The sequence below is a fragment of the Geodermatophilus sp. SYSU D00879 genome (genome assembly GCF_054050375.1).
Genome location: NZ_JBJGZF010000010.1, coordinates 105710 through 124990, shown reverse-complemented (window position 1 = coordinate 124990; position 19281 = coordinate 105710). Strand labels below are relative to the sequence as shown.

The following is a 19281-nucleotide window of genomic DNA, read 5'->3' as shown; positions in this document are numbered from 1 at the left end:
GCCGCGACTCCTTGTCGTCGTCCTCACGTCGAGAACACACTCGCCGGCATGCGCCCCAGCCCCGGGCTCGTGCTCGCCGCTCTCCTGCTGACCGGCTGTGGCGGGGCGATCGCGGGGACGGCGATCCCGGGGCCGACGAGGGTGTCCCTGACCGACGTCGCGGGCGCGGACGCCGAGGTGCTCGACGTGGCCGCCACCGCCGACGGCCGGTCGGTCGCGCTGCTGGCGCCGCCCGGCGGCCCCCTCACCCTCGCCGACGTCGCCGCCGACGGCACCGTCACCGCCGTCCCGCTCCGCGGCCTCGACTCCGAGCGGCCCGGCCTCACCCGCATCGCCGCGGACGGCGACGGCGTGGTGGTCGTCGGGTTCGCCGCCGGCCGCGTCGCCCTCGTCGAGGCGGACCTGCGGCGCGTCGGTGCGCCGCGGCCGGTCGGCACGCTCGGTGCCGCCGACGTCGCGGCGCTCGACGCCGTCGTCCGGGACGGCGTGCTGCACCTCGCGCTCAGCGGCATCGACGGCACGCACCGCCTGGTGGCGGTGGGCCCCGAGAGCGGCGTCGTCCGCGACGAGGTCGCGCTGCCCGGCACGCCGCGCGACCTGCACACCTCGGGGGACGGACTGGTCGTCGTCGCCACGGACACCGGGCGCAGCGCGTCCGTCGTCATCATCGACGGTGAGCTGGAGATCATCGGCGAGGTGCCGCTCGGCCCGGGTGCCGCCGGCCCGCTGACCGTCGTCGACGGCCACGTGTATGCCACCGTCGGCGGGTCCGGCGACGTCTCGATCGCCCGCGGCTCCGAGGTGCTGGCCACCGTGCCCGGCGACCTGCCTGCGCTGGTGACGGTCGACGGGGACGAGGCCACGCTCGTCGACACCGTGGCCGACGGCGAGGTGCCGCGGGTGCTGCAACGCAGCGTCGACCTGGCGGCGGGCGAGGTGGTCGCCGAGGTGGAGCTGTGCGACGGCGGCGCGGTCGACGGGGCCGACGTCGACGGGTCCGGCAGGGCGTCGGTGGTCAGCGACTGCCGCGGCGAGCCGGTGCTCTGGCGGTTCGGCTAGGCCGGCGGCTTCCAGCCCGGGTCGCGGCCGGTGACGCCGAGCAGCCGGTCGAGCGCGGGGGCGTCGGCGGGCACCGGCACGACCGGGCCGTAGAGGTCCGGCGGGCGGTCGTCGCCGAAGGACTCGGCGAACGCGCGGCAGGTGTCGGCGTCGGCGTCGCTCACCTCGTAACGCTGGCCGGTGGCGGCGGCGAGGTCCCAGCCGTGGACGACGACCTCGTCGAGCGCGACGACGGCGGTCACCTCGCCCGGCATCTCGACCCCGCCCGCCGCCGTCATCCCCTCGTGTGCCGCGGGGTCGCGCCAGGCCGCGGCCAGCGCGTCGAGCTGCGCGGGGACGAAGGTGCGCCAGTCGGCGGGCAGGTGCGCGGGGTCGGTGGAGGCGGTGCCGTCGACCGGCGTCTTCTCCGCGGCCATGCGGAAGGCGTAGGCGAGCCCGGCGAGGTGGCCGAGCAGCCCGGCCACGGTCGTGCCCTCGCACGGGGTGGGGGCGGTGAGCTGGTCGTCGCGGATCCCGGCCACGACCCCCGCCGTGGCGGCCGCTGCGGGTCCCAGGTCGATCGTCATGCCAGGGGAGACCGCCGCCGTCCCCCAGAATGAGCGGCGTGCCGAGGTACGACCGCGACGCCGCCCGGTGGGAGCCGTTCCGCCGCCGGCTGGCCGGCCTGCTCGAGCGGCTCGGCGACGGCCGGTTCGTCATCGCGCAGGTCCCCGACGGCGCCTACGTGCAGTTCATGAACGAGGGGACGAGCCTGCTCGGCGAGTGCTGCGACCCGCGCCTGTTCGACGACCTCGCGCCGCGCGCCGCCGTCCTCGACGAGCGGATCCGCGCCGTCGGCTGGGCCCCGATCGACCCGCACGGCGGCTCCCCGAACCACAGCGTCACCTGGTACCCGGGCGCGGGGACGCCGGCGGGCGTCGTCGACCCGGACGATGCCCGCGACGCCGCGGAGCTCGCCGTGCAGACCTTCCGCCGGGTGTTCGACGTCGCCGATCCGCGCCGCCTGCACCTGCCCGACGACGGCGCCGGCGACGACACGACTCCCCCGGCGCGGGTCCTGCCGCTTCGGCCGCGCTGAGCCGCGGACGGAGTTCAATGGGCCCGTGTCGGTCGGACCGGACGCGGCTGCCCTCGTGCTCCCGAGCGCGGGGCCCGACCCGATCCCGCTGGCCACCGCGCTGGCCGCCGTCCTCGGGTACGCGCGCGGGCGGCGTCCGCTCTTCTTCCGCTCCCCCAGCGTGCCGCAGGGCCGGTGGGTGCAGGTGCTCGCCTACGCCTTCGACCGCTTCGACGGGCAGCCACCGGAGACCGGCGACGGACCCACCGACCGCGACGTCCTGCTCGCCGAGGGTCTGCACGGCCGGCTCGACCCGGCGGGGTGGCGCGAGGTGCGCGGTCGGCTCGACGACGTCTGGACGGACTACGCCGCCGCGGTCGACCGCGCGGCCGGGCGCCCGATGTGGGAGCTGACCGCCGACGAGTTCTCGGTGCTCATGGAGCCGGGCACGGTCGGGGCGGCTCTGCGGTCGGCGACCGAGGGGCCGGGGGCGCGGCACGTCGTCGCCGCGCTGCACCACCGTTCCCCCGCGCTGGTGCCGCTGACCGACGGGCACACCCGCCGCCAGCTGTGGGGCCACCTGCGCGAGGGCGACAGCGGGCCCGCGGCGATCGTGCACCGGGAGCTCACCGCCAACGCCGACGCGTTCGCCGCGCTGGAGACGGCGACGGCGCGGCTGCTCGGCCGCCCGCTCAGCCGGGTGCGGCTGCACGACGTCCTGCTGTGGCTGTCCGGCTCGCTGCGGATGACGCACGCGGTCACCGTCGGCCGGGCGCTCGCCGCCGAGTCGGACCAGGGCCTGGAGGAACTGCTCCCGGCGTGACCGGCGCCGGTCGATCATCGGATGAGTGCACGCGACACGCGCCGACACGCCGGTGCGAGCGGCACGCAGGCGATGATCAACGCCGGCACCGGCGCGCCGTTCCGCCTGACGCCCGGTCTGCCGATACGAGTAGGGAACGGGCGCGACGACGGCCCAGGGACGAGAGGACCGCATGCACCCCCGCACCCGGCTCGAGACGGTGATGGCCGCTCCCCTCACCACCGGGAACCTGCTGGCCGACTGCGAGCGCTGGTGCCGCGACGCCCTCCCGCCCCGGGAGACCTCACCCGCCGCCGTCCCCGCCCCGCGCCCCGCTCCGGTCGAGCGGCGCGGCGCCCCGGCGCGGGTGGAGCGGCGCCGCGTCCCCGTCACCGGTGCCGCGGTGCGGGCCATCGCCCGGACGCTCACCGAGGCGGCCAAGGCCCAGCACGAGGCGGAGGCCGGCGCCGCCTGAGCCGCCCGCAGAATGCTCGCAGGTTGCTAGCATCCTGCGACATGAGGACGCTGTACCTGCGGAACGTCCCGGACGAGGTCGTCGAGCGGCTGGAGCGGCTCGCCGCCCGCGAGGCGACGTCCGTGGGCGCGCTGGCCGTCCGTGAGCTCGCCGAGGCCTCGCGCCGCGCGGACAACCCCGCGCTCCTCGGTGCCCTGCCGGACCTGGGGATCCCCGCCGAGGACGTCGTCGCCGACCTGGACGCCGAGCGCGCGGGGCGGTGATCGTCGCCGACGCCTCGGCGGTCGTCTCCGGCCTGCTGAACGCCGGTGCTGCCCGGGACCTGCTCGCGCGGGAGCGGATCCAGGTGCCCCACCTGGTCGACGTCGAGGTGGCCAGCGCGCTGCGGCGGGCCGCGACCGCGGGCTCCGTGACACCGGGCCAGGGGTGGGCGGCCCTCGACACCTGGCGCCGCCTCGGGGCCGCCCGGCACCCGGTCACCGGGCTGCTCGACCGCGTCTGGCGGCTGCGGGAGAACCTCACCGCGTACGACGCCACCTACGTCGCGCTGGCCGAGGCCCTCGGCTGCCCGCTCGTCACCGCCGACGGGCGTCTCGCGCGGGCGCCGGGTCTCCGCTGCGCCGTGACGGTCGTCCCGCGGTAGCTCCCCGCGGAGGTGCGTGGCAGCGGCGCGCGAGCACGGGCACCCGGGTGTCGCCCGGCGGACCGGGGGAAGTCCCTGCGCATGACCGACGACGACCCGTACCGGCTGGCCCGCTTCGTCGAGGCGCAGACCGACACCTACGCGCAGGCGCTCACCGAGCTGCGCGCCGGGCACAAGACCAGCCACTGGATGTGGTTCGTCTTCCCGCAGGTGGCCGGCCTCGGCCGCAGCGCGACGGCGCAGCGGTTCGCGATCTCCGGGCTCGACGAGGCCCGCGCCTACCTGGCCCACCCGGTGCTCGGCCCGCGGCTGGTCGAGTCCGCGCAGGCGCTCACCGAGCTGCCCGGCTCCGATGCCGCCGCGGTGCTCGGGTCCACCGACGCGGTGAAGCTGCGCTCGTCGATGACGCTGTTCGCGCGCGCCGATCCCGGCCAGCCGGTGTTCCGCGCCGTCCTGGACCGGTACTTCGGCGGCGAGGAGGACGACGCGACGACGTCCCGGCTGTAGTCCTCCGCCGACTCGTGCTCTGCCCACACCTGTGGGCAGAGCACGAGCGAGCGCGGACCACCACCGGCACTCCTGGGGCAGGAGTTGCGGGTCACCCCGGTCCGCCGGGCGGCGGGAGGCGCGGTCGGCGAGAGTTGATCGTGTGAGCGACGACCAGGGATCCGGCTACGTCAGCAACGGCCAGGAGTACAAGCGCGACACGAACTACATCACCGACCGGATCACCGCCGACGGCTCGAGCGACTGGCCGGTCGAGCCGGGGCGCTACCGGCTGGTCATCGCCCGCGCCTGCCCCTGGGCCAACCGCGCCGCGATCGTGCGCCGGCTGCTCGGCCTCGAGCCGGTCATCTCGATGGGTATCTGCGGGCCCACGCACGACGAGCGCAGCTGGACCTTCGACCTCGACCCGGGCGGGCGCGACCCGGTGCTCGGCTACGAGCGGCTGCAGGAGGCCTTCTTCGCCCGCGACCCCGAGTACCCGCGCGGGATCACGGTGCCGGCGATGGTCGACGTCCCGACGAAGGCCGTCGTCACCAACGACTTCATGCAGATGACGCTCGACTTCTCCACGCAGTGGACCAAGTACCACCGCGACGGCGCCCCCGACCTCTACCCCGAGCACCTGCGGGACGAGATGGACGAGGTGATGCAGCGCGTCTACACGGAGGTCAACAACGGCGTGTACCGCTGCGGCTTCGCCGGCTCGCAGCGCGCGTACGACAAGGCCTACGACCGGCTGTGGACGGCGCTGGACTGGCTCGAGGAGCGGCTGTCGACGCGGCGCTTCCTCATGGGCGACACGATCACCGAGGCCGACGTCCGGCTGTTCACCACGCTGGCCCGCTTCGACGCCGTCTACCACGGCCACTTCAAGTGCAACCGGCAGAAGCTGTCGGAGATGCCGGCGCTGTGGGGCTACGCGCGCGACCTGTTCCAGACGCCGGGGTTCGGTGACACCACCGACTTCCCGCAGATCAAGGAGCACTACTACGTCGTCCACGCCGACATCAACCCGACGCAGGTCATCCCGATGGGCCCGGACACGTCCAACTGGCTGACCCCGCACGGGCGCGAGGAGCTCGGCGGCTCCCCCTTCGGCGACGGCACCCCGCCCGGGCCGGTTGCCGCCGGCGAGGAGGTGCCGGCGTCACACGGTCCCGGCGGCATCGGGCACCGGCCCGACGACGAGCGCCGCTGACGGTCCCCGCTGCCTGACGGTGCCGTCCGGGCGGGACGACGCCGTCAGCGCGGCCGGGCCTCAGCCGCCTCCGCCGCCTCCGCCGCCACCGTCGAAGCCGGCGCCTACGTCGCCGCTCGCCCTGCCGCCGAGCGGGAAGCGGGACGGGTCGGGGCGAACGCCCCGCTCGCCGAGGCCGTAGTCGTCACCACGCCACTCCTCGGCGCCCGTGCCGTACCGCTGCAGCGCGACGACCAGGAAGAGGAACATCGCGAGAGCCGCGAGCACCACGATCACGGTCATGGCGCGAAGGTCCCGCGCGTCCCGGCCGGACGACAGGGCCCTCCGACCCCGGTTCAGTCCCCGCCGCCGCCGTCCCCGCCGCCGTCGGAGCCCCCGTCGGAGCCGCTGTCGACCCAGTCGCCGCCGGACCAGCTCCCGTCACCGCCCCCGGGCCGGGGACGCTGCCAGGACAGGATGCAGTAGAACGCCATCGCGACGACGGCGAGGATCGAGAGCGCGGCCACGGCCGGGCACCGTGCCGGACGGCGGGCCGCAGCGCCAGGGGTCGGCGCGCGGGTCAGTCCCCGCCGCCTCCGCCGCCGCCGTCTCCCCCACCGCCACCGGAGTCGCCGCCCCAGCCGCCGCCGTCGTGGTGGCCGTGGTGTCCGCCGTCGCCCCAGCTCCCGCTGTCGCCGTACCAGCCGCCGCCGTCGCCGCCGGAGCGCCGGCCGCCGCGCCGGGCGGCGCGTATCGCGGCCGTGAACATGGCGGTGAGCACGAGCAGGACCAAGGCGATCACGATCCACGGGAGCACGGGCGGCACCGTGCCCGACGCGTCGGCCGGGCGCCAGGGGTCCACGCGCCTCAGCCGGCCGCACACTCCTCGGTGCGCTCGACCTCGGCCGCGCACCGGGCCGTCGCCGCGGCGGTGGCGAGGGTGTCCCGGTCGAGCCACTCGAGCAGGAACCGCGAGCCGTACACGTCGACGACGGTGGCGCGGTCGGGCAGCGGGCGCAGCGCGCACGAAGTCGTCATGACGTCATGACTAGCACAGCAACATGACGCGCACATGGCGGTCCGGCGTCCCGCGGATGTCACGGTGGGATCGGTCGACGGGGGCGGGGCGCCGGTGTCGCCGCCGCCCCCGTCGTCCGGAGTGTCGGGCGGGGAGGTCAGGGGTGCCGCGCGACCGACCTGTGCGAGGAACCCCCAGCCCCGATACCTCCCCGCCCGGTGGCCCCGGCCCAGCGGTGGCCAGATCGGGGTCACGCCCGGGAAGGCAGCGCCCAGTCGGCGGTGCGGTGCGGGAGGGATCCCCGACCTCGGCCGGCGGCTGGTGCGCGCCTGGCAGGGAGGTCAGTCGGGAGAGAAGGACGGGTCGCGCAGGACGGCGGCAACGACGGCGGAAGCCGACATCGGCACCGGGACGGTGCAGGAAGCGGTGGCCGGCACGCCCGACGGGCAGATCGCGGCCAGGGTGGTCAGCCAGGTCGAGGCCGACATGGTGGGCGCCGGCGGCGCGATCGGCCGCGGCTCGGGCGCCACCGGCGCCGTGGGCTCGGTGGGGAGCTCGTTCTCGAGCGACGGCGGGTCGGCGGGCCGGGGAGCGGTGGACTGCTGCCGGTGCGCGGTCCTGGACGCCGGGCTCGGGGTGGCGTCGTCGGACGCGCCGCACTCGGCCCGTGGGGCGATGAGCAGCACGGCCACGGTCGCCGGGGCGACGGCAAGCCCGGGGGCCTGCGTGGTCCCGACGGTCGCCGCCCCGGCCACGGGGGCGGCCTCCGCGACGGGAGCAGACGACGGGGTGGTGGCCGGTGCAGTGGTCACACCGGCGGCCGGCGTCTCCACGGTCTCGACCGCGGCGGCGGCCGGCTCGGCCACCGGCGCGACAGCCTCCACCACCGGCGCGACAGCCTCCGTCACCGGCGCGACGGCCTCCACCACCGGCGCGACGGCCTCCACCACCGGCGCGACGACGGTCTCCACCACCGGCGCGACAGCCTCGACCACCGGGACGAGCGGCTGGGTCACCGCCTCGACCACCGGGACGGCGACGGGCAGGAGGGGCTCGACCACCGTGTCGACGACCGGTCCGACCGTCCCGGTGACGACCTCGGTCACCGGCACGACGGGCGCCGTGACCGTATCGGTCACGGGCACCAGCGGATCGACGACCGTCTCGAGGACGGGCGCGACCGGCTCGACCACCGTGCCGACCACCGGTGCGACGTCCTCGACGACGACGGGGACGAGCGGCTCGGTCACCGTCTCCACGACCGGCACGACCGGCTGGGTGATCGTCTCGACCACGGGCGTCACCGGCTCGACCACTGGAGCCACAGGACCGGTGACCACCTCGACCACCGGCGCGACGACGTCCACGACCACCGGGACGACCGGCCCGGCCACCGTCTCCACCACCGGCGGGACGACCTCGACGACAGGAGCCACCGGTTCCGTGACCGTCTCGACGATCGGCACCAGCGGCGGGGTGACGGCCTCGGCCACGGGGACGACGGGCTCCACCACCGGGGCGACGACGTCCTCGACCACGGGGACGACGGGCTCGGTGACCGCTTCGACGACCGGGGCGACCGTCTCCACCACTGGCGGGACGACCTGCTCGACAACCGGAGCCACCGGCTCGGTCACGGTCTCCACGACCGGCTCGACGACCGTCTCGACCACCGGAGCCACGGGCTCGGTCACGGTCTCGACCACCGGGGCCACCGGTTCGGTCACTGCCTCGACGACGGGAGCGACCGGCTCGGTGACCGTCTCCACGACAGGCGCGACCGGGTCCGTCGCCGGCTCGGTCACCGGTGCGAGCGGCTCGGTCACGGTCTCGACCACCGGAGCGACCGGCTCGACCACCGCCTCGACCACCGGGGCGACGACGTCGTCGACGACCGGGAGGGGCACCTCGAGGACCGGCTCGGACACTTCCGCGGAAGTGCCCGCGACCGCCTCCGGAGCGGGCTCGGGGACGTGAGCGGGCTCGGGGACGTGAGCGGGCTCGGGCGCCGGTGGGGGCTCGGACGTCTCCGCGGGAGCGTCGGCGACCGGCTCGACCACGGACTCCACGACCGGCTCGACCACGTGCTCGACGGCGACCTCGTCGACCGTCGCGGTGACCTCCTCGACCACGCCGCCGAGCAGGGAGCCGTCCGGAGCGGGCGGGTCCTCGGCGCGCGCCGAGCTGGAGACGACCACCAGGAGCGTGTAGACGCCGGCCACCAGGCCGCACAGGAGGAGGACCCGACGGGCCCAGTCAGCGACTCCGGCGCTGCTCACCGACCCCCGTGTGGAAGTCCCCTCCCGCACGGACGCAGACTAGAACGACTCCATCCGAAATGCTCGTCGATCACGGCTACGGGGCGTACCGGGACCTCCCCGACCCAAACGACCCGACCTAGACCACGCGGATGCGCAGCCGGCGGAACCCGCGGCCCTTGTTCTCCATCTTGACCACCTCGACCCGGCCGACCATCGCCGTCGAGGCGACGTGCGTGCCGCCGTCGGCCTGCAGGTCGAGACCGACGATGTCGACGATCCGCACCTGATCGATGTCGGGCGGCAGCAGGTCGGTCGCGGTCCGGATGAGGTCGGGGATCGCGTACGCCTCGTCGCGCGGGAGCGTCCGGACCCGGATCGGCCGGTCGGCGGTGATCTCGGCGTTCACCGCCTCGGCCACGCGGTCCTTGAAGTCGGCCGGCACCTCGGCGAGGTCGAAGTCCATCCGCGCGGTCAGCGGCTCCATGTTGCCCCCGGTGACCTTGGCGCCGAAGTCGCGCAGCACCACGCCGGTGAGCACGTGCAAGCCCGAGTGGGTGCGCATGAGCGCGGTCCGGCGCTCGTCGTCCAGCGCCCCGCGGACGGCGGTGCCCGGCGGTGGCACCGGGTCGCCCTCGACCGGGATGAGGTACAGCTCGTCGCCCTTGCGGGTGCCGGCGATCCGGGTGCGCACGCCGCCCCACAGCAGCACGCCCTCGTCCGGCGGCTGGCCGCCGCCGCCCGGGTAGAAGGCCGAGCGGTCGAGGACGATCCCCTGCTCGGGGTCGGCCGCGACGACGGTCGCGTCCCACTCCCGCACGGTGGCGTCGTCGAGGTCGAGGCGGTGGGTGTGCCCGTGCCGGTCAGCGCTCACGGGCACCCATCCTGCCGAACGCGCCCCGGCTCAGGCCGCCGTCTCCTCCTCCGCCAGGCGCACGCGGTCGGCCCGGTCGAGGAACGCCTCGACGAGCCGGGCGCAGGCCGCGGCGGCCTCCGGCTCCCGCTCGGCGATCTCCCGGCGCAGCCCGGGCACCAGCGCGGCGGCCTCCGGCGGCGGCGGGCCGGTCAGCTCCCAGGTCTCCTCCCAGGCGGAGAACGCGCCCGGGTCGATCTCCGGGTGGAACTGCACCCCCAGGTGCGGGCCGGCGGTGAACGCCTGCACCGCCCGGTGGGTCCGCGCGACCTCCACCGCGCCGGGCGGCACGGTGAACCGGTCGCCGTGGTACTCGAACCAGGGGCCGGCCGGCACGAGCGCGGGGTCGGCGGTCTCGACGTCGAGGAAGCCGTGCTCGCCCTGCGGCGCCTGCGCGACCACGCCGCCCAGCACCCGTGACAGCGCCTGCCCGCCGAAGCAGACGCCGAGGACCGGCGTCCCGGCGCCGACCGCGCGCCGCAGGTAGGCGAGCTCCGCGGCCAGCCACGGCACCGTGTCGTCGTAGGCGGCCGCGCCCGAGCCCATGACGACCAGCGTGCGCAGCGTGGCGGGGTCGGGCAGGTCGGTGAGCAGCGGGGAGTCGCCGACCGTCGTCCCGACGACGACCGTCAGCCCCTGCGCCTCCAGCGCCGGGCGCAGGGTGCCGACCAGCCGGTGCCCGCGGGAGGCGTCGGCGTCGTGGACGAGGACGAGCGCGGTCTGCATGCACCCAGTATCCGCGGGCTCACCGACGGTCCCGGACGTCCCGCGCCGGGGTGCCCCCCTTCCCGGCGGGCCGCCGCCGGAGCAGGCTGACGCCCGCGGCGGTGCCGCCCGGGCAGCGCCGCCCCAGAGAGGAGCGGCCATGTACGCACGCTCGACCTCCGTCGCGGGCACACCGGAGAAGCTCGACGACGGGATCGCGTTCGTCTGCGACGAGGTCATGCCCGCGCTGGCCGACATGCGCGGGTTCGTGGGCCTGTCGATGCTCACCGACCGCGCCAGCGGCCGGGCCGTCGTCACCTCGTCCTGGCGCGACGTCGAGTCGATGCGGGCCAGCGCCGACCGGGCGCGCGCACTGCGCGAGCAGGCCGCGGAGGTCTTCGGCGGGGACGTCACGGTCCAGGAGTGGGAGGTCGCGGTCATGCACCGCCGCTCGGAGGCGCCGGCGGGCGCGTGCACCCGGGTGACCTGGTGGCGCGCCGACCCCGCCGGGCTGGACCGGGTGCTCGACGCCTACCGCAGCGTCATGGTGCCGCGGATGGAGGACTACCCCGGGTTCTGCAGCGTGAGCCTCATGGTCGACCGGGAGGGCGGCCGGGCCGCGTCCGCGGTGACCTTCGAGGACCGCGAGGACATGGACGCCGGCCGCGCCCACGCCCGCGCCTCCCGGGACGACTTCGCCCGGTCCATGAGGCTCGAGATCACCGACGCCGAGGAGTTCGACCTCGTCCTCGCCCACCTGCGGGTGCCCGAGACGGTGTGAGGCCGGGCCTGTCCGCCTCCCGCGGGCGGGAGGCGGACAGGCGGCTCAGACGACGGCGGTGAAGGGCGGCCAGACGTCCTGCGGGCCGGCGGCGACCAGGCCCGCGCCGAGGAACCGCGACCAGGTCAGCTCGCTGCCCGCCTCGTCGCGCCAGGACCAGCAGCGCCGGGTGAGGTGGTGCAGCCGGTGCTCCTGGGTGAAGCCGATCGCGCCGTGCACCTGGTGGGCGAGCTTGGCCACCCGCTCGACGGCCTCCCCCGCGCGCACCTTGGCGGCGGCCGCGGCCAGCCCGATCGTCGCCTCGCCGCGGCCGAGGGCCTGGACGGCGGCGTCGACCAGCGCGGCGGTCGAGGTGACCTCCCCGGCCATCTGCGCCAGCTCCACCTGGATCGCCTGGAACTTGCCCAGCGGCCGGCCGAACTGGTGCCGCTCGCCGGCGTACTGCACCGTCCAGGCCAGCACCTGCTCCAGCGCCGCGGAGATCTGCACCGCGCGGGCCAGCGCGTAGCGGGCGCGCACCTCCGCGGCCCGGGCCGGGGTCAGCAGCGCGCCGCGCGCGCCGACGCCGTCGAGCACCAGCGAGCCGCGCGGCTCCCCGGCCAGGTTCACCGCCCGGGACGCCGTCAGCCCCGCGGCGTCGACGACGGCCAGCACCGCGCCCTCGATCCCGGCCGGCGCGGTGGCCAGCACCGCGACGTGCCGGGCCACGCCCGCCCACGCGACGTCGGTGGCGGTGCCGGAGAGGGTGAACCGGCCGGGCCCGTCGCCGTCGTCGGAGGGCTCGGCGGCGACCGTCCCGTCGACGGCGACGGTCAGCGGCTCCTCCGGCGAGGGCAGGTCGAGGTCGGCGGCCACCACGGCGGGCCCCGCCACCAGCAGCTGCTCGGCCACCGGCACGGCGGCGGCGCCGGCCGCCAGCGTGCGCACGATCGCGACGGCGTCGGCGAGCTCGCCGCCGGAGCCGCCGGCCTCCTCGGGCAGCCCGACGCCGGTGAGCCCGGCCTCGGCCAGCGCCGACCACAGGCCCTCGTCCCACGGCCGCTCGGCGGTGAGGACGAACGGCTCGTGCCCGGAGAGGATGTCCCGGACGGTCTCGACCACCAGGTCCTGATCGCTCATCGCAGCCCCAGCCCCCGCGCCACGATCCCCTTGAGGATCTCGTTGGTACCGCCGCGCAGCGTGTAGCCCGGCGCGTGCAGCTGTGCCTCGGCCAGCGCCCGGCCCAGCGGGTCGGGGCTGTCCAGCGACGCCGGGACGTCGACCACCCGGCGCACCTCGTCGACGACGTCCTGCTCGAACGTCGTCCCCATGTCCTTGACCAGCGCGGCCGGGATGTCGGGCAGCTCCCCGCGGTCCAGCGCGGCGGCGATCCGCAGCGACAACTGGCGCAGCGCCAGCGCCCGCGCGGACAGCCGGCCCAGCGTGGCCAGCTGCGCCGGGTCCAGCGACGACGCGGCGCGGCGGCCGAACTCGGCCAGCAGCGGCCAGGTGGACAGGAACCGCTCGGGGCCGGACCGCTCGAAGGCCAGCTCCGCGGTCACCTGGTGCCAGCCGGCGCCCTCGGTGCCCAGCAGCATGTCGCCCGGCACGACGACGTCCTGGAACACCACCTCGTTGAAGTGGTGGCCGCCGTCGAGGATGCGGATCGGGTTGACCGTGATGCCGGGCAGCGACAGGTCGACCAGCAGCTGGGTCAGCCCCTGGTGCTTGCCGCGCGGGCCCTCCCCGGGCGGGCCGGTGCGCACCAGCACGATCCCGTAGTGGGAGTGGTGCGCGTTCGACGTCCAGATCTTGGCGCCGTTGACCACCCAGTCGCCGTCGGCGTTGCGGGTGGCGCGGGTGCGGATCGAGGCGAGGTCGGAGCCGCTGTCGGGCTCGCTCATGCCGATGACGAAGTAGCACTCCCCCGCGGCGATGCGCGGCAGGATGTCCTTGCGCTGCGCCTCGGTGCCGTAGCGCAGCAGGTTCGGCCCGGACTGCCGGTCGGCGATCCAGTGCGCGGCCACCGGGGCGCCGGCCGCGAGCAGCTCCTCGGTGACGGCATAGCGCTCCTGCGCGGTGCGCTCGTGGCCGCCGTACTCCTTCGGCCAGGTCATGCCCAGCCAGCCGCGGGCGCCGAGCTTGCGCGAGAACTCCGGGTCGACGCCGGACAGCCAGGTGTCGACGTGCGTGGTGAAGGACCCCGCGGCGAGCTCCTGCGCGAGGAACTCCCGGACCTCCAGGCGGACCCGCTCGGCCGCCTCGGACGGCGGCGCGGGCGCCAGGGTCAACTGGTTGCTGCTCATGACGGACACGTCCCCACGTCGGCGTGGCAGTTGTCGCCCTCGGTTCTACCGTGCGCCCGGGTGCAACACCCGCGCCCGGGTGTGTCGGACGCCTCCGCCCGCCGGGCGGGGGCGCGGTCAGCCGCGGTCGTCGCCGCCGGGGAACGCGTCCCGCGCGAGCTGGCGCAGCCCGTCGGCCACGTCACCGGCCACCGTCGTGAGCCGGTCGACGGCGCCGGTGACCAGCCGGCGCACCGCGACGGGGTCCAGCCCGAGCACGGAGCCGAGTCCCGCGGCGACGTCGATCCCCGCGAAGCCCGGAGCCGGCTCGGGCGGCTCCGCCCGCCCCGGCGTCCAGCGCATGGCGTCACCGGAGACCGTGACGTCCCCGGTCGCGCCCTCGAGCACGTCGGTCAGCTCACTGCGCGTCTGCTCCACGGCGGCCTCCTCGCGCCCGGCCCCGCGGACGGGGCGGTGGCTGCGATGGTCCGCCTCCTCCTCCCGGCCCGCCAGACCCCCGACCGGCAGCCGGGTGAGGACGAGCAGGGCGACGTCGTCGGCGCGGCGGGGCCCGGCCAGCGCGTCGAGCAGCCGGTCGCACAGGGCGTCCGGGTCGGTGTCGCCGGGGGCCGCGGCGGCGACGGCGCACAGCCGGTCCAGACCCTCGTCGATGTCGGCGGTGCGGCTCTCCACCAGGCCGTCGGTGAACAGGACGAGCGTGGCGCCGGGCCGCAGCCGGCCGCGCCACTCGGGGGCGGGACCCGGCGGGGCGCCGAGCAGCCGGCCCGGGCGGACGTCGAGCAGTGTGGCCCGCCCGCCCTCGACCAGCAGCGGCGGCGGGTGGCCTGCCGAGGCGATCCGCAGCCCGCCGGTCGGCGGGTGCAGCCGGGCGAACAGCGCGGTGGCCATCCGCGGCAGGCCGAGCAGCGGCCAGCTGCCGTGCAGCCGGTCGACCAGGGCCGCCGGCCCCGGCCGGTCCACCAGCAGCGCGCGGTGCACGCTGCGCAGCTGCCCCATCGTCGCCGCGGCCGTCACGTCGTGGCCGACGACGTCGCCGACCGCCAGCGCCACCTCGCCGCCGGGCAGCGGGACGACGTCGTGGAAGTCGCCGCCGACGTCGGCGCCGCGGCTGGCCGGCAGGTAGCGGAGGGCGACGGCGTACCCCGGGACCTCCGGCGGCGCGGGCGGCAGCAGGCTGGCCTGCAGCGTGTGCGAGGTGTGCTCGTCCAGCTCGTGGCGCTGGGCGGCGTCCATGCCCTGCGACATCTGCAGCGCGAGCTGCTCGGCGGTCTCGACGTCGGCCTCGGTGAACGGGCCGCGGCGCACGTCGGCGGCGAGCGAGAGCACCCCGAGCGGCCGGTTCTCCGCGACCAGCGGCACGCAGACGAGGTCGGCGAGCTCCAGCGCCCGGGTGACCTCCCGGTGCCGCGGGCTCGTGGTGGCCCGGGCGAGCTCGGCGTCGGCCGCGCCGCGCAGCCAGACCGTGCGGTGCTGGGTCAGCGCCCGCACGCTCGGGTGCGAGCCGTCGCGGCGGGGCAGGTGCACGTCGCGCAGCTCCTCGACCAGCGGGCGGCGGGCCGGGTCGGCGTGCGCGACCACCGGCTCGGCCAGCCCGTGCTCGGTGAGCACGTCGACGACGCACACGTCGGCCAGCCGGCGGACGGTCAGCTCGGCGAGTTCCGCGATCGTCTCGGTGACCCCGTGCCCGGCGGCCATGAGCCGGGCGGCCTCGAGCAGGAACGCCGACCGGGCCGCCTGCCGGACGGTCTCCTCGTGCAGCCGCACCCGCTCGAGCGCCTGCCCGGCCTGCCGGCCGAGGGTGGCCAGCAGGTCGGCGTCGGCCGGCGCCAGGGAGCCGCGGGCGCCGGGCTCGGCCAGGCTGATCAGCTCGCTGTCGTCGGTGACGCCGAGGACCAGCACCAGCGCGCCGAGGTGTCGGTCGTCGGCCGCCGTCACCGGCACGACGACGACCGCCTCCTGCCCGGCCTCGGCCATCGCCTCCGCGAGCCCCGGCCACCGGTCGCGCAGCGCCGGCCCGACCGGCACCGACCGGACGCCGCCGGTGCGGACCAGCTCCGCGCCGTCCCGCGCCGCCGCGGCCAGCTCGCCGAGCAGGTGCGGCGCCACGTGGTCGCTGGCGGCCAGCGCGACCGGCATCGGCGCCCCCTCCGGCCCGGGGAGGGCGAGCCACAGCGCGGCGCCGCCGGCCTCCACCGCCGCCCGCGCCCGGCGGACGACGACCTCGGCGACCTGCTCGGCCGACCCCGCCGCGGCCAGCTCGGAGACCACCTGCTGCAGCGTCCGCGCCCGCGCCTCGGACTCGGCCGCGGCCCGCTGCGCGGTGAGCAGCGCCCGCTCGTAGCGCCGCCGCGAGGTCGCCTCGAACACCGTGGCGCGCACCAGCAGCGGCTGCCCGTCGTCGTCGCGGACCTCGACCGCGTTGACCAGGCACGGCAGCACCGAGCCGTCCGCGCGGACCACGTCGAGCGCCACCTCGCGGACCGCCCCCTGCAGCCGCAGCAGCGGCGCGAGGTGGGTCTCGTAGAACACCCGGCCGCCGGCGTTGAGCAGGTCCGGCAGCCGCCGGCCGCGGACGTCGCCGGGCTCCCGGCCGGTCCAGGTGCAGAAGGTGCGGTTGACCTTGACCACCCGCCCGTCGGGGACCATCGACAGGTAGCCGCAGGGGGCGTTCTCGTAGAGGTCGGCGGGGTCCTCCTCCAGCAGCCGCGCGAGACCCTCCGGCTGCTCGAGCCGGTCCGGGGGCGGTGCGCGGTCGGTCACGGGCCGGCCGGGCCCCCGAGGAAGGCGCGGATCGCCGCGGTCGTCTCCTCGGGCGCGGACAGGTGCGGGCAGTGCCCGGTGGCGGCCAGCCGCCTGAAGACGCTGCCCGGGACCTGCGCGTGCACGAACCGGCCGACGGGCTCGGGCGCGATCGCGTCGTCGGAGCACTGCAGCACCAGCGTCGGGACCCGGACCGCGGGGAGGTCGGTGCGGTTGTCGGAGAGGAACGTGACCCGGGCGAAGTCGCGGGCGATGCGGGGGTCGGTGCGGCAGAAGCTCGCGGCCAGCTCCGCGGCGACGTCGGGGTGGTCCGGCCCGGCGACCACCGCGGCCAGCGCCGCCGCCCACTGCGCCGGGTTGCTGTCGAGCGACTCCAGCAGCGCGGCGACGTCGGCCCGGCTGAAGCCGCCGGTGTAGTCCTCGTCGTCGACGTAGCGGGGGCTCGGGCCGATCATCACCAGCGCGCCGAACCGGCCGGGGTCGGCCCGCACCGCCAGGACGCCGATCATCGCGCTCACCGAGTGGCCGACCAGGACGACGTCGGTCAGGTCCAGCTCCCGGACGACGTCGAGGAGGTCCTCGGCGTAGCCGCGCAGGGTGCCGTGGCGGACGGGGTCGTAGGCGGAGACGTCGGACCCGCCGGCGCCGACGTGGTCGAAGGTGACCACCCGGTGGTCGACGGCGAACTCGGGCACCAGGGCCCGCCACATCGTCTGGTCGCAGCCGTACCCGTGCGCGAGCACCATCGGCCGGGCCCCCTCCGGCCCGCTCACGCGCACGCAGTTCCGCGTGACCACCGTCACGCCCGGGACGGTAACGGACGCGGGCGTCCCTGTCCCCGCCCGCCCGCGCACGGACCCCTGTCCCTCCGCCCGGCGGGCTCCTACCCTGCCCCCGTCCCGGACGAGACCCGGTCCGGTCCCTCCCCCCTGAGCAGCACCGGAGGTGCCCCGTGACCGCCGTCCCGACCTCCCTGCGTCCCCCCGCACCCGCCGCGGAGGCGCCCGCCGCGACCCGGGCCGGCGACTCCCAGCGCGTCCTGCACCGGCTGGTCCGCCGGGAGCTGCGGACCCTCGCCGAGCTGGCGACCTGGGCGCCGCCCGGCGACGCCGCGCGCACCGCGGCCCTGACCCGGCACGCCGACCTGGTCGGGCGGGTGCTGCTGGGCCACCACGCCGTGGAGCGCGAGCTGCTGTGGCCGGCCCTGGAGCGCGCGGTGCCGGCCGGCGCCGCGGGGTCCGCGCGGGCGCGGGTCGCCGCGTGGACCACCCGCTGCGCCGCCGTCGACAACCGGCTGCGCGACCTGTCCACCGCCGCCCGGCAGTGGGCGGTCGCCGGCACCCCGCCGGCCCGCGACGCCTTCGCGCTGGCCTGCCTGGACCTGGCGGCGGTCGTGGACGCGCAGACCGCGGCCGAGGAGCGGGAGCTGCTGCCGCTGCTGGAGGCGCGCCTGCCGGCGCGGGAGTGGACGGCGATCGTGCACGCCGCGCGGCCGGCGCTGTCGGGCCGCGAGCGGCTGACGGTGCTGGGGCTGGCCCTCGAGGACGCCGCACCGGCGGAGCAGGCGCGGCTGATGGCGGGGCTGGGCCGAGGCACCCGGCTGGTCTGGCGGCTGGCCGGGCGGGCCCGCTACCGCGCGGCGGTGGTGCGGCTGCGGGGTGCCCCGCCGGCGCACTGAAGGGCGGGCCGAGGAGCGGGCGCGACGACGAGCCCGCTCCCGGAGAGGTCAGTAGCGCGACGTGCCGCAGTCCCGGCAGCGCTTCTTGGCCGTGGTGGTCTCGCCGTGGCAGTTCGGGCAGGTCCAGGACGCCCGCTCGGTGGGGCGCTCGGTGGTGGTCGTGGACATGGTGTTCTCCCCTGTCTTCCGGGAGCCCCCGACGGTAGGCAGCCGGGATGTCGGGCAGGTGTCCTGCGGGTTGCGGGACGACACGGTCTCCCCTGGCTCCCCGCCCATCCCGTCACGGCGCACTGGCAGGGCACTGGTACGCGGGTGCAAGCCGGGCCTCCAGTCGGCGTCCAGTCCCGTACAGGGGGTGCGCGGGAGCGTCCTCGCAGCGAGCCGGACAGCGGCTCGACCACCGAGGAGGCACTGCCATGACCCGCACCGCCGTGACCCGCACCGCCGTGACCCGCACCGCCCTGACCCGCACCCGCGCCGCCCGCACCGTGCTGCGCACCGCCGTCCCCGCGACCGCGTTCGCCGCCGTGCTCGCCGGCGCCGGCATCGCGTCGGCCGGCTCGGTCGCCTACAACGCCTACGACACCGACGCCAACGGCTACGTCGACCTGTACGCCTTCGACGACAGCGGCGACCGGTACGAGGACACCTGGGCGGTCGACTGGGACGAGGACGGCTACGTCGAGCAGGTCGCCGTCGACACCGACCTCGACGGCTGGGCCGACACCTTCGCCTTCGACGGTGACGAGGACGGCTACGTCGAGGAGGTCGGCGTCGACACCACCGGCAACGGCCTGCCCGACGTGTGGGGCGCCGACTCCGACCTCGACGGCTACGTGGACGCCGCCGCCTACGACGTCGATGACGACGGGTACGCCGACTTCTCCGAGCTGATGGCCCCGACCTCCTACGCCTACGCGTCGGTGACCTACGTCTTCGCCGAGGCCGACGGCTGGACCTACTGGGAGGTGTCGGTCGAGTACGGCTACGGCCTGAACTCCGACCGGGACGACAGCGGGATCGAGCCGGCGGCCGGCGGGACGTTCACCGCCGCCGAGGACACCGCCGCCGGGGACACCGCCGCGGGGGACCCTGCGCACGAGTGGACCGGCGACCCGGTCGCCACCGCGGTGCGGGAGCTCGCCGGCCTCTTCTGAGCCGGC

The 19281-nt window shown here is 76.6% G+C and carries 23 protein-coding genes; 11 read left to right on the top strand and 12 right to left on the bottom strand.

Annotated features, from left to right (window positions below):
• Window positions 1-48: 48 nt before the first annotated feature.
• Complete coding sequence (locus ACI79B_RS14535; protein ID WP_456928868.1) at window positions 49-1059, top strand: hypothetical protein; 1011 nt, start codon at window positions 49-51, stop codon at window positions 1057-1059.
• Here ACI79B_RS14535 and ACI79B_RS14530 read toward each other — a convergent pair.
• On the bottom strand, window positions 1056-1625 hold the full coding sequence (locus tag ACI79B_RS14530; RefSeq protein WP_456928869.1) for a TIGR03086 family metal-binding protein: 570 nt from the start codon (window positions 1623-1625) through the stop codon (window positions 1056-1058). The two genes, ACI79B_RS14535 and ACI79B_RS14530, sit on opposite strands and share 4 nt — an antisense overlap.
• Window positions 1626-1663: 38 nt before the next feature.
• Between ACI79B_RS14530 and ACI79B_RS14525 the strand changes: the two genes are divergently transcribed.
• From ACI79B_RS14525 to ACI79B_RS14495, 7 genes are all read left to right on the top strand, one after another.
• Window positions 1664-2137 (top strand): TY-Chap domain-containing protein, encoded by a 474-nt coding sequence (locus ACI79B_RS14525; RefSeq protein ID WP_456928870.1) that lies wholly within the window; start codon window positions 1664-1666, stop codon window positions 2135-2137.
• A gap of 25 nt (window positions 2138-2162) precedes the next feature.
• Complete coding sequence (locus ACI79B_RS14520; RefSeq protein ID WP_456928871.1) at window positions 2163-2939, top strand: DUF6308 family protein; 777 nt, start codon at window positions 2163-2165, stop codon at window positions 2937-2939.
• A 172-nt stretch (window positions 2940-3111) separates the two neighbouring features.
• Entirely contained in the window at window positions 3112-3393 is a 282-nt protein-coding gene (locus tag ACI79B_RS14515) for a hypothetical protein (protein ID WP_456928872.1), read from the top strand.
• 41 nt (window positions 3394-3434) lie between these two features.
• Window positions 3435-3656, top strand: coding sequence for a hypothetical protein (locus tag ACI79B_RS14510; protein WP_456928873.1), 222 nt, complete (start codon window positions 3435-3437; stop codon window positions 3654-3656).
• A complete protein-coding gene (locus tag ACI79B_RS14505) occupies window positions 3653-4036 on the top strand; it encodes a type II toxin-antitoxin system VapC family toxin (RefSeq protein ID WP_456928874.1) in 384 nt (127 codons plus the stop codon). The genes ACI79B_RS14510 and ACI79B_RS14505 overlap by 4 nt, the downstream gene beginning before the upstream one ends.
• A gap of 81 nt (window positions 4037-4117) precedes the next feature.
• Window positions 4118-4543, top strand: a complete 426-nt coding sequence (locus ACI79B_RS14500) for a DUF1810 domain-containing protein (protein ID WP_456928875.1) — start codon at window positions 4118-4120, stop codon at window positions 4541-4543.
• 142 nt (window positions 4544-4685) lie between these two features.
• Window positions 4686-5741 (top strand): glutathione S-transferase family protein, encoded by a 1056-nt coding sequence (locus ACI79B_RS14495; RefSeq protein ID WP_456928876.1) that lies wholly within the window; start codon window positions 4686-4688, stop codon window positions 5739-5741.
• Window positions 5742-5801: 60 nt separating this feature from the next.
• Here ACI79B_RS14495 and ACI79B_RS14490 read toward each other — a convergent pair whose 3' ends face one another.
• The 7 genes from ACI79B_RS14490 to ACI79B_RS14460 form a co-directional block, all read right to left on the bottom strand.
• A complete protein-coding gene (locus tag ACI79B_RS14490) occupies window positions 5802-6023 on the bottom strand; it encodes a hypothetical protein (RefSeq protein WP_456928877.1) in 222 nt (73 codons plus the stop codon).
• A 53-nt stretch (window positions 6024-6076) separates the two neighbouring features.
• A complete protein-coding gene (locus ACI79B_RS14485) occupies window positions 6077-6247 on the bottom strand; it encodes a hypothetical protein (protein ID WP_456928878.1) in 171 nt (56 codons plus the stop codon).
• 53 nt (window positions 6248-6300) lie between these two features.
• On the bottom strand, window positions 6301-6537 hold the full coding sequence (locus ACI79B_RS14480) for a hypothetical protein (RefSeq protein ID WP_456928879.1): 237 nt from the start codon (window positions 6535-6537) through the stop codon (window positions 6301-6303).
• A 50-nt stretch (window positions 6538-6587) separates the two neighbouring features.
• Window positions 6588-6758 (bottom strand): hypothetical protein, encoded by a 171-nt coding sequence (locus tag ACI79B_RS14475; RefSeq protein WP_456928880.1) that lies wholly within the window; start codon window positions 6756-6758, stop codon window positions 6588-6590.
• Between the two features lie 321 nt (window positions 6759-7079).
• A complete protein-coding gene (locus tag ACI79B_RS14470; protein WP_457000178.1) occupies window positions 7080-9017 on the bottom strand; it encodes a hypothetical protein in 1938 nt (645 codons plus the stop codon).
• Window positions 9018-9135: 118 nt separating this feature from the next.
• Window positions 9136-9870 carry an alanyl-tRNA editing protein gene (locus ACI79B_RS14465; RefSeq protein WP_456928882.1) on the bottom strand — a complete coding sequence of 245 codons (735 nt, stop codon included), beginning with the start codon at window positions 9868-9870 and terminating at the stop codon, window positions 9136-9138.
• A 30-nt stretch (window positions 9871-9900) separates the two neighbouring features.
• Complete coding sequence (locus ACI79B_RS14460; protein ID WP_456928883.1) at window positions 9901-10635, bottom strand: type 1 glutamine amidotransferase; 735 nt, start codon at window positions 10633-10635, stop codon at window positions 9901-9903.
• A 139-nt stretch (window positions 10636-10774) separates the two neighbouring features.
• Between ACI79B_RS14460 and ACI79B_RS14455 the strand changes: the two genes are divergently transcribed.
• A complete protein-coding gene (locus tag ACI79B_RS14455; protein ID WP_456928884.1) occupies window positions 10775-11395 on the top strand; it encodes a hypothetical protein in 621 nt (206 codons plus the stop codon).
• Window positions 11396-11440: 45 nt separating this feature from the next.
• On the opposite strand, the gene ACI79B_RS14450 is transcribed toward ACI79B_RS14455, so the two are convergent.
• From ACI79B_RS14450 to ACI79B_RS14435, 4 genes are all read right to left on the bottom strand, one after another.
• Window positions 11441-12514, bottom strand: coding sequence for an acyl-CoA dehydrogenase family protein (locus ACI79B_RS14450; protein ID WP_456928885.1), 1074 nt, complete (start codon window positions 12512-12514; stop codon window positions 11441-11443).
• Complete coding sequence (locus ACI79B_RS14445) at window positions 12511-13680, bottom strand: acyl-CoA dehydrogenase family protein (protein WP_456928886.1); 1170 nt, start codon at window positions 13678-13680, stop codon at window positions 12511-12513. Before ACI79B_RS14445 ends, ACI79B_RS14450 begins: the two co-directional genes overlap by 4 nt.
• 117 nt (window positions 13681-13797) lie before the next feature.
• On the bottom strand, window positions 13798-16440 hold the full coding sequence (locus ACI79B_RS14440) for a SpoIIE family protein phosphatase (protein WP_456928887.1): 2643 nt from the start codon (window positions 16438-16440) through the stop codon (window positions 13798-13800).
• The gene (locus ACI79B_RS14435) at window positions 16437-17243 is read right to left on the bottom strand and encodes an alpha/beta fold hydrolase (protein WP_456928888.1); all 807 of its coding nucleotides are present in this window, start codon (window positions 17241-17243) and stop codon (window positions 16437-16439) included. The genes ACI79B_RS14440 and ACI79B_RS14435 overlap by 4 nt, the downstream gene beginning before the upstream one ends.
• A 149-nt stretch (window positions 17244-17392) precedes the next feature.
• Here ACI79B_RS14435 and ACI79B_RS14430 point away from each other — a divergent pair, with 149 nt between their 5' ends.
• Together ACI79B_RS14430 and ACI79B_RS14425 are read left to right on the top strand one after the other, a co-directional pair.
• Window positions 17393-18118: a hemerythrin domain-containing protein gene (locus tag ACI79B_RS14430; RefSeq protein ID WP_456928889.1), complete on the top strand. Its 726-nt coding sequence runs from the start codon at window positions 17393-17395 to the stop codon at window positions 18116-18118.
• Between the two features lie 416 nt (window positions 18119-18534).
• On the top strand, window positions 18535-19275 hold the full coding sequence (locus ACI79B_RS14425; protein WP_456928890.1) for a hypothetical protein: 741 nt from the start codon (window positions 18535-18537) through the stop codon (window positions 19273-19275).
• The last annotated feature ends 6 nt before the right edge of the window (window positions 19276-19281 follow it).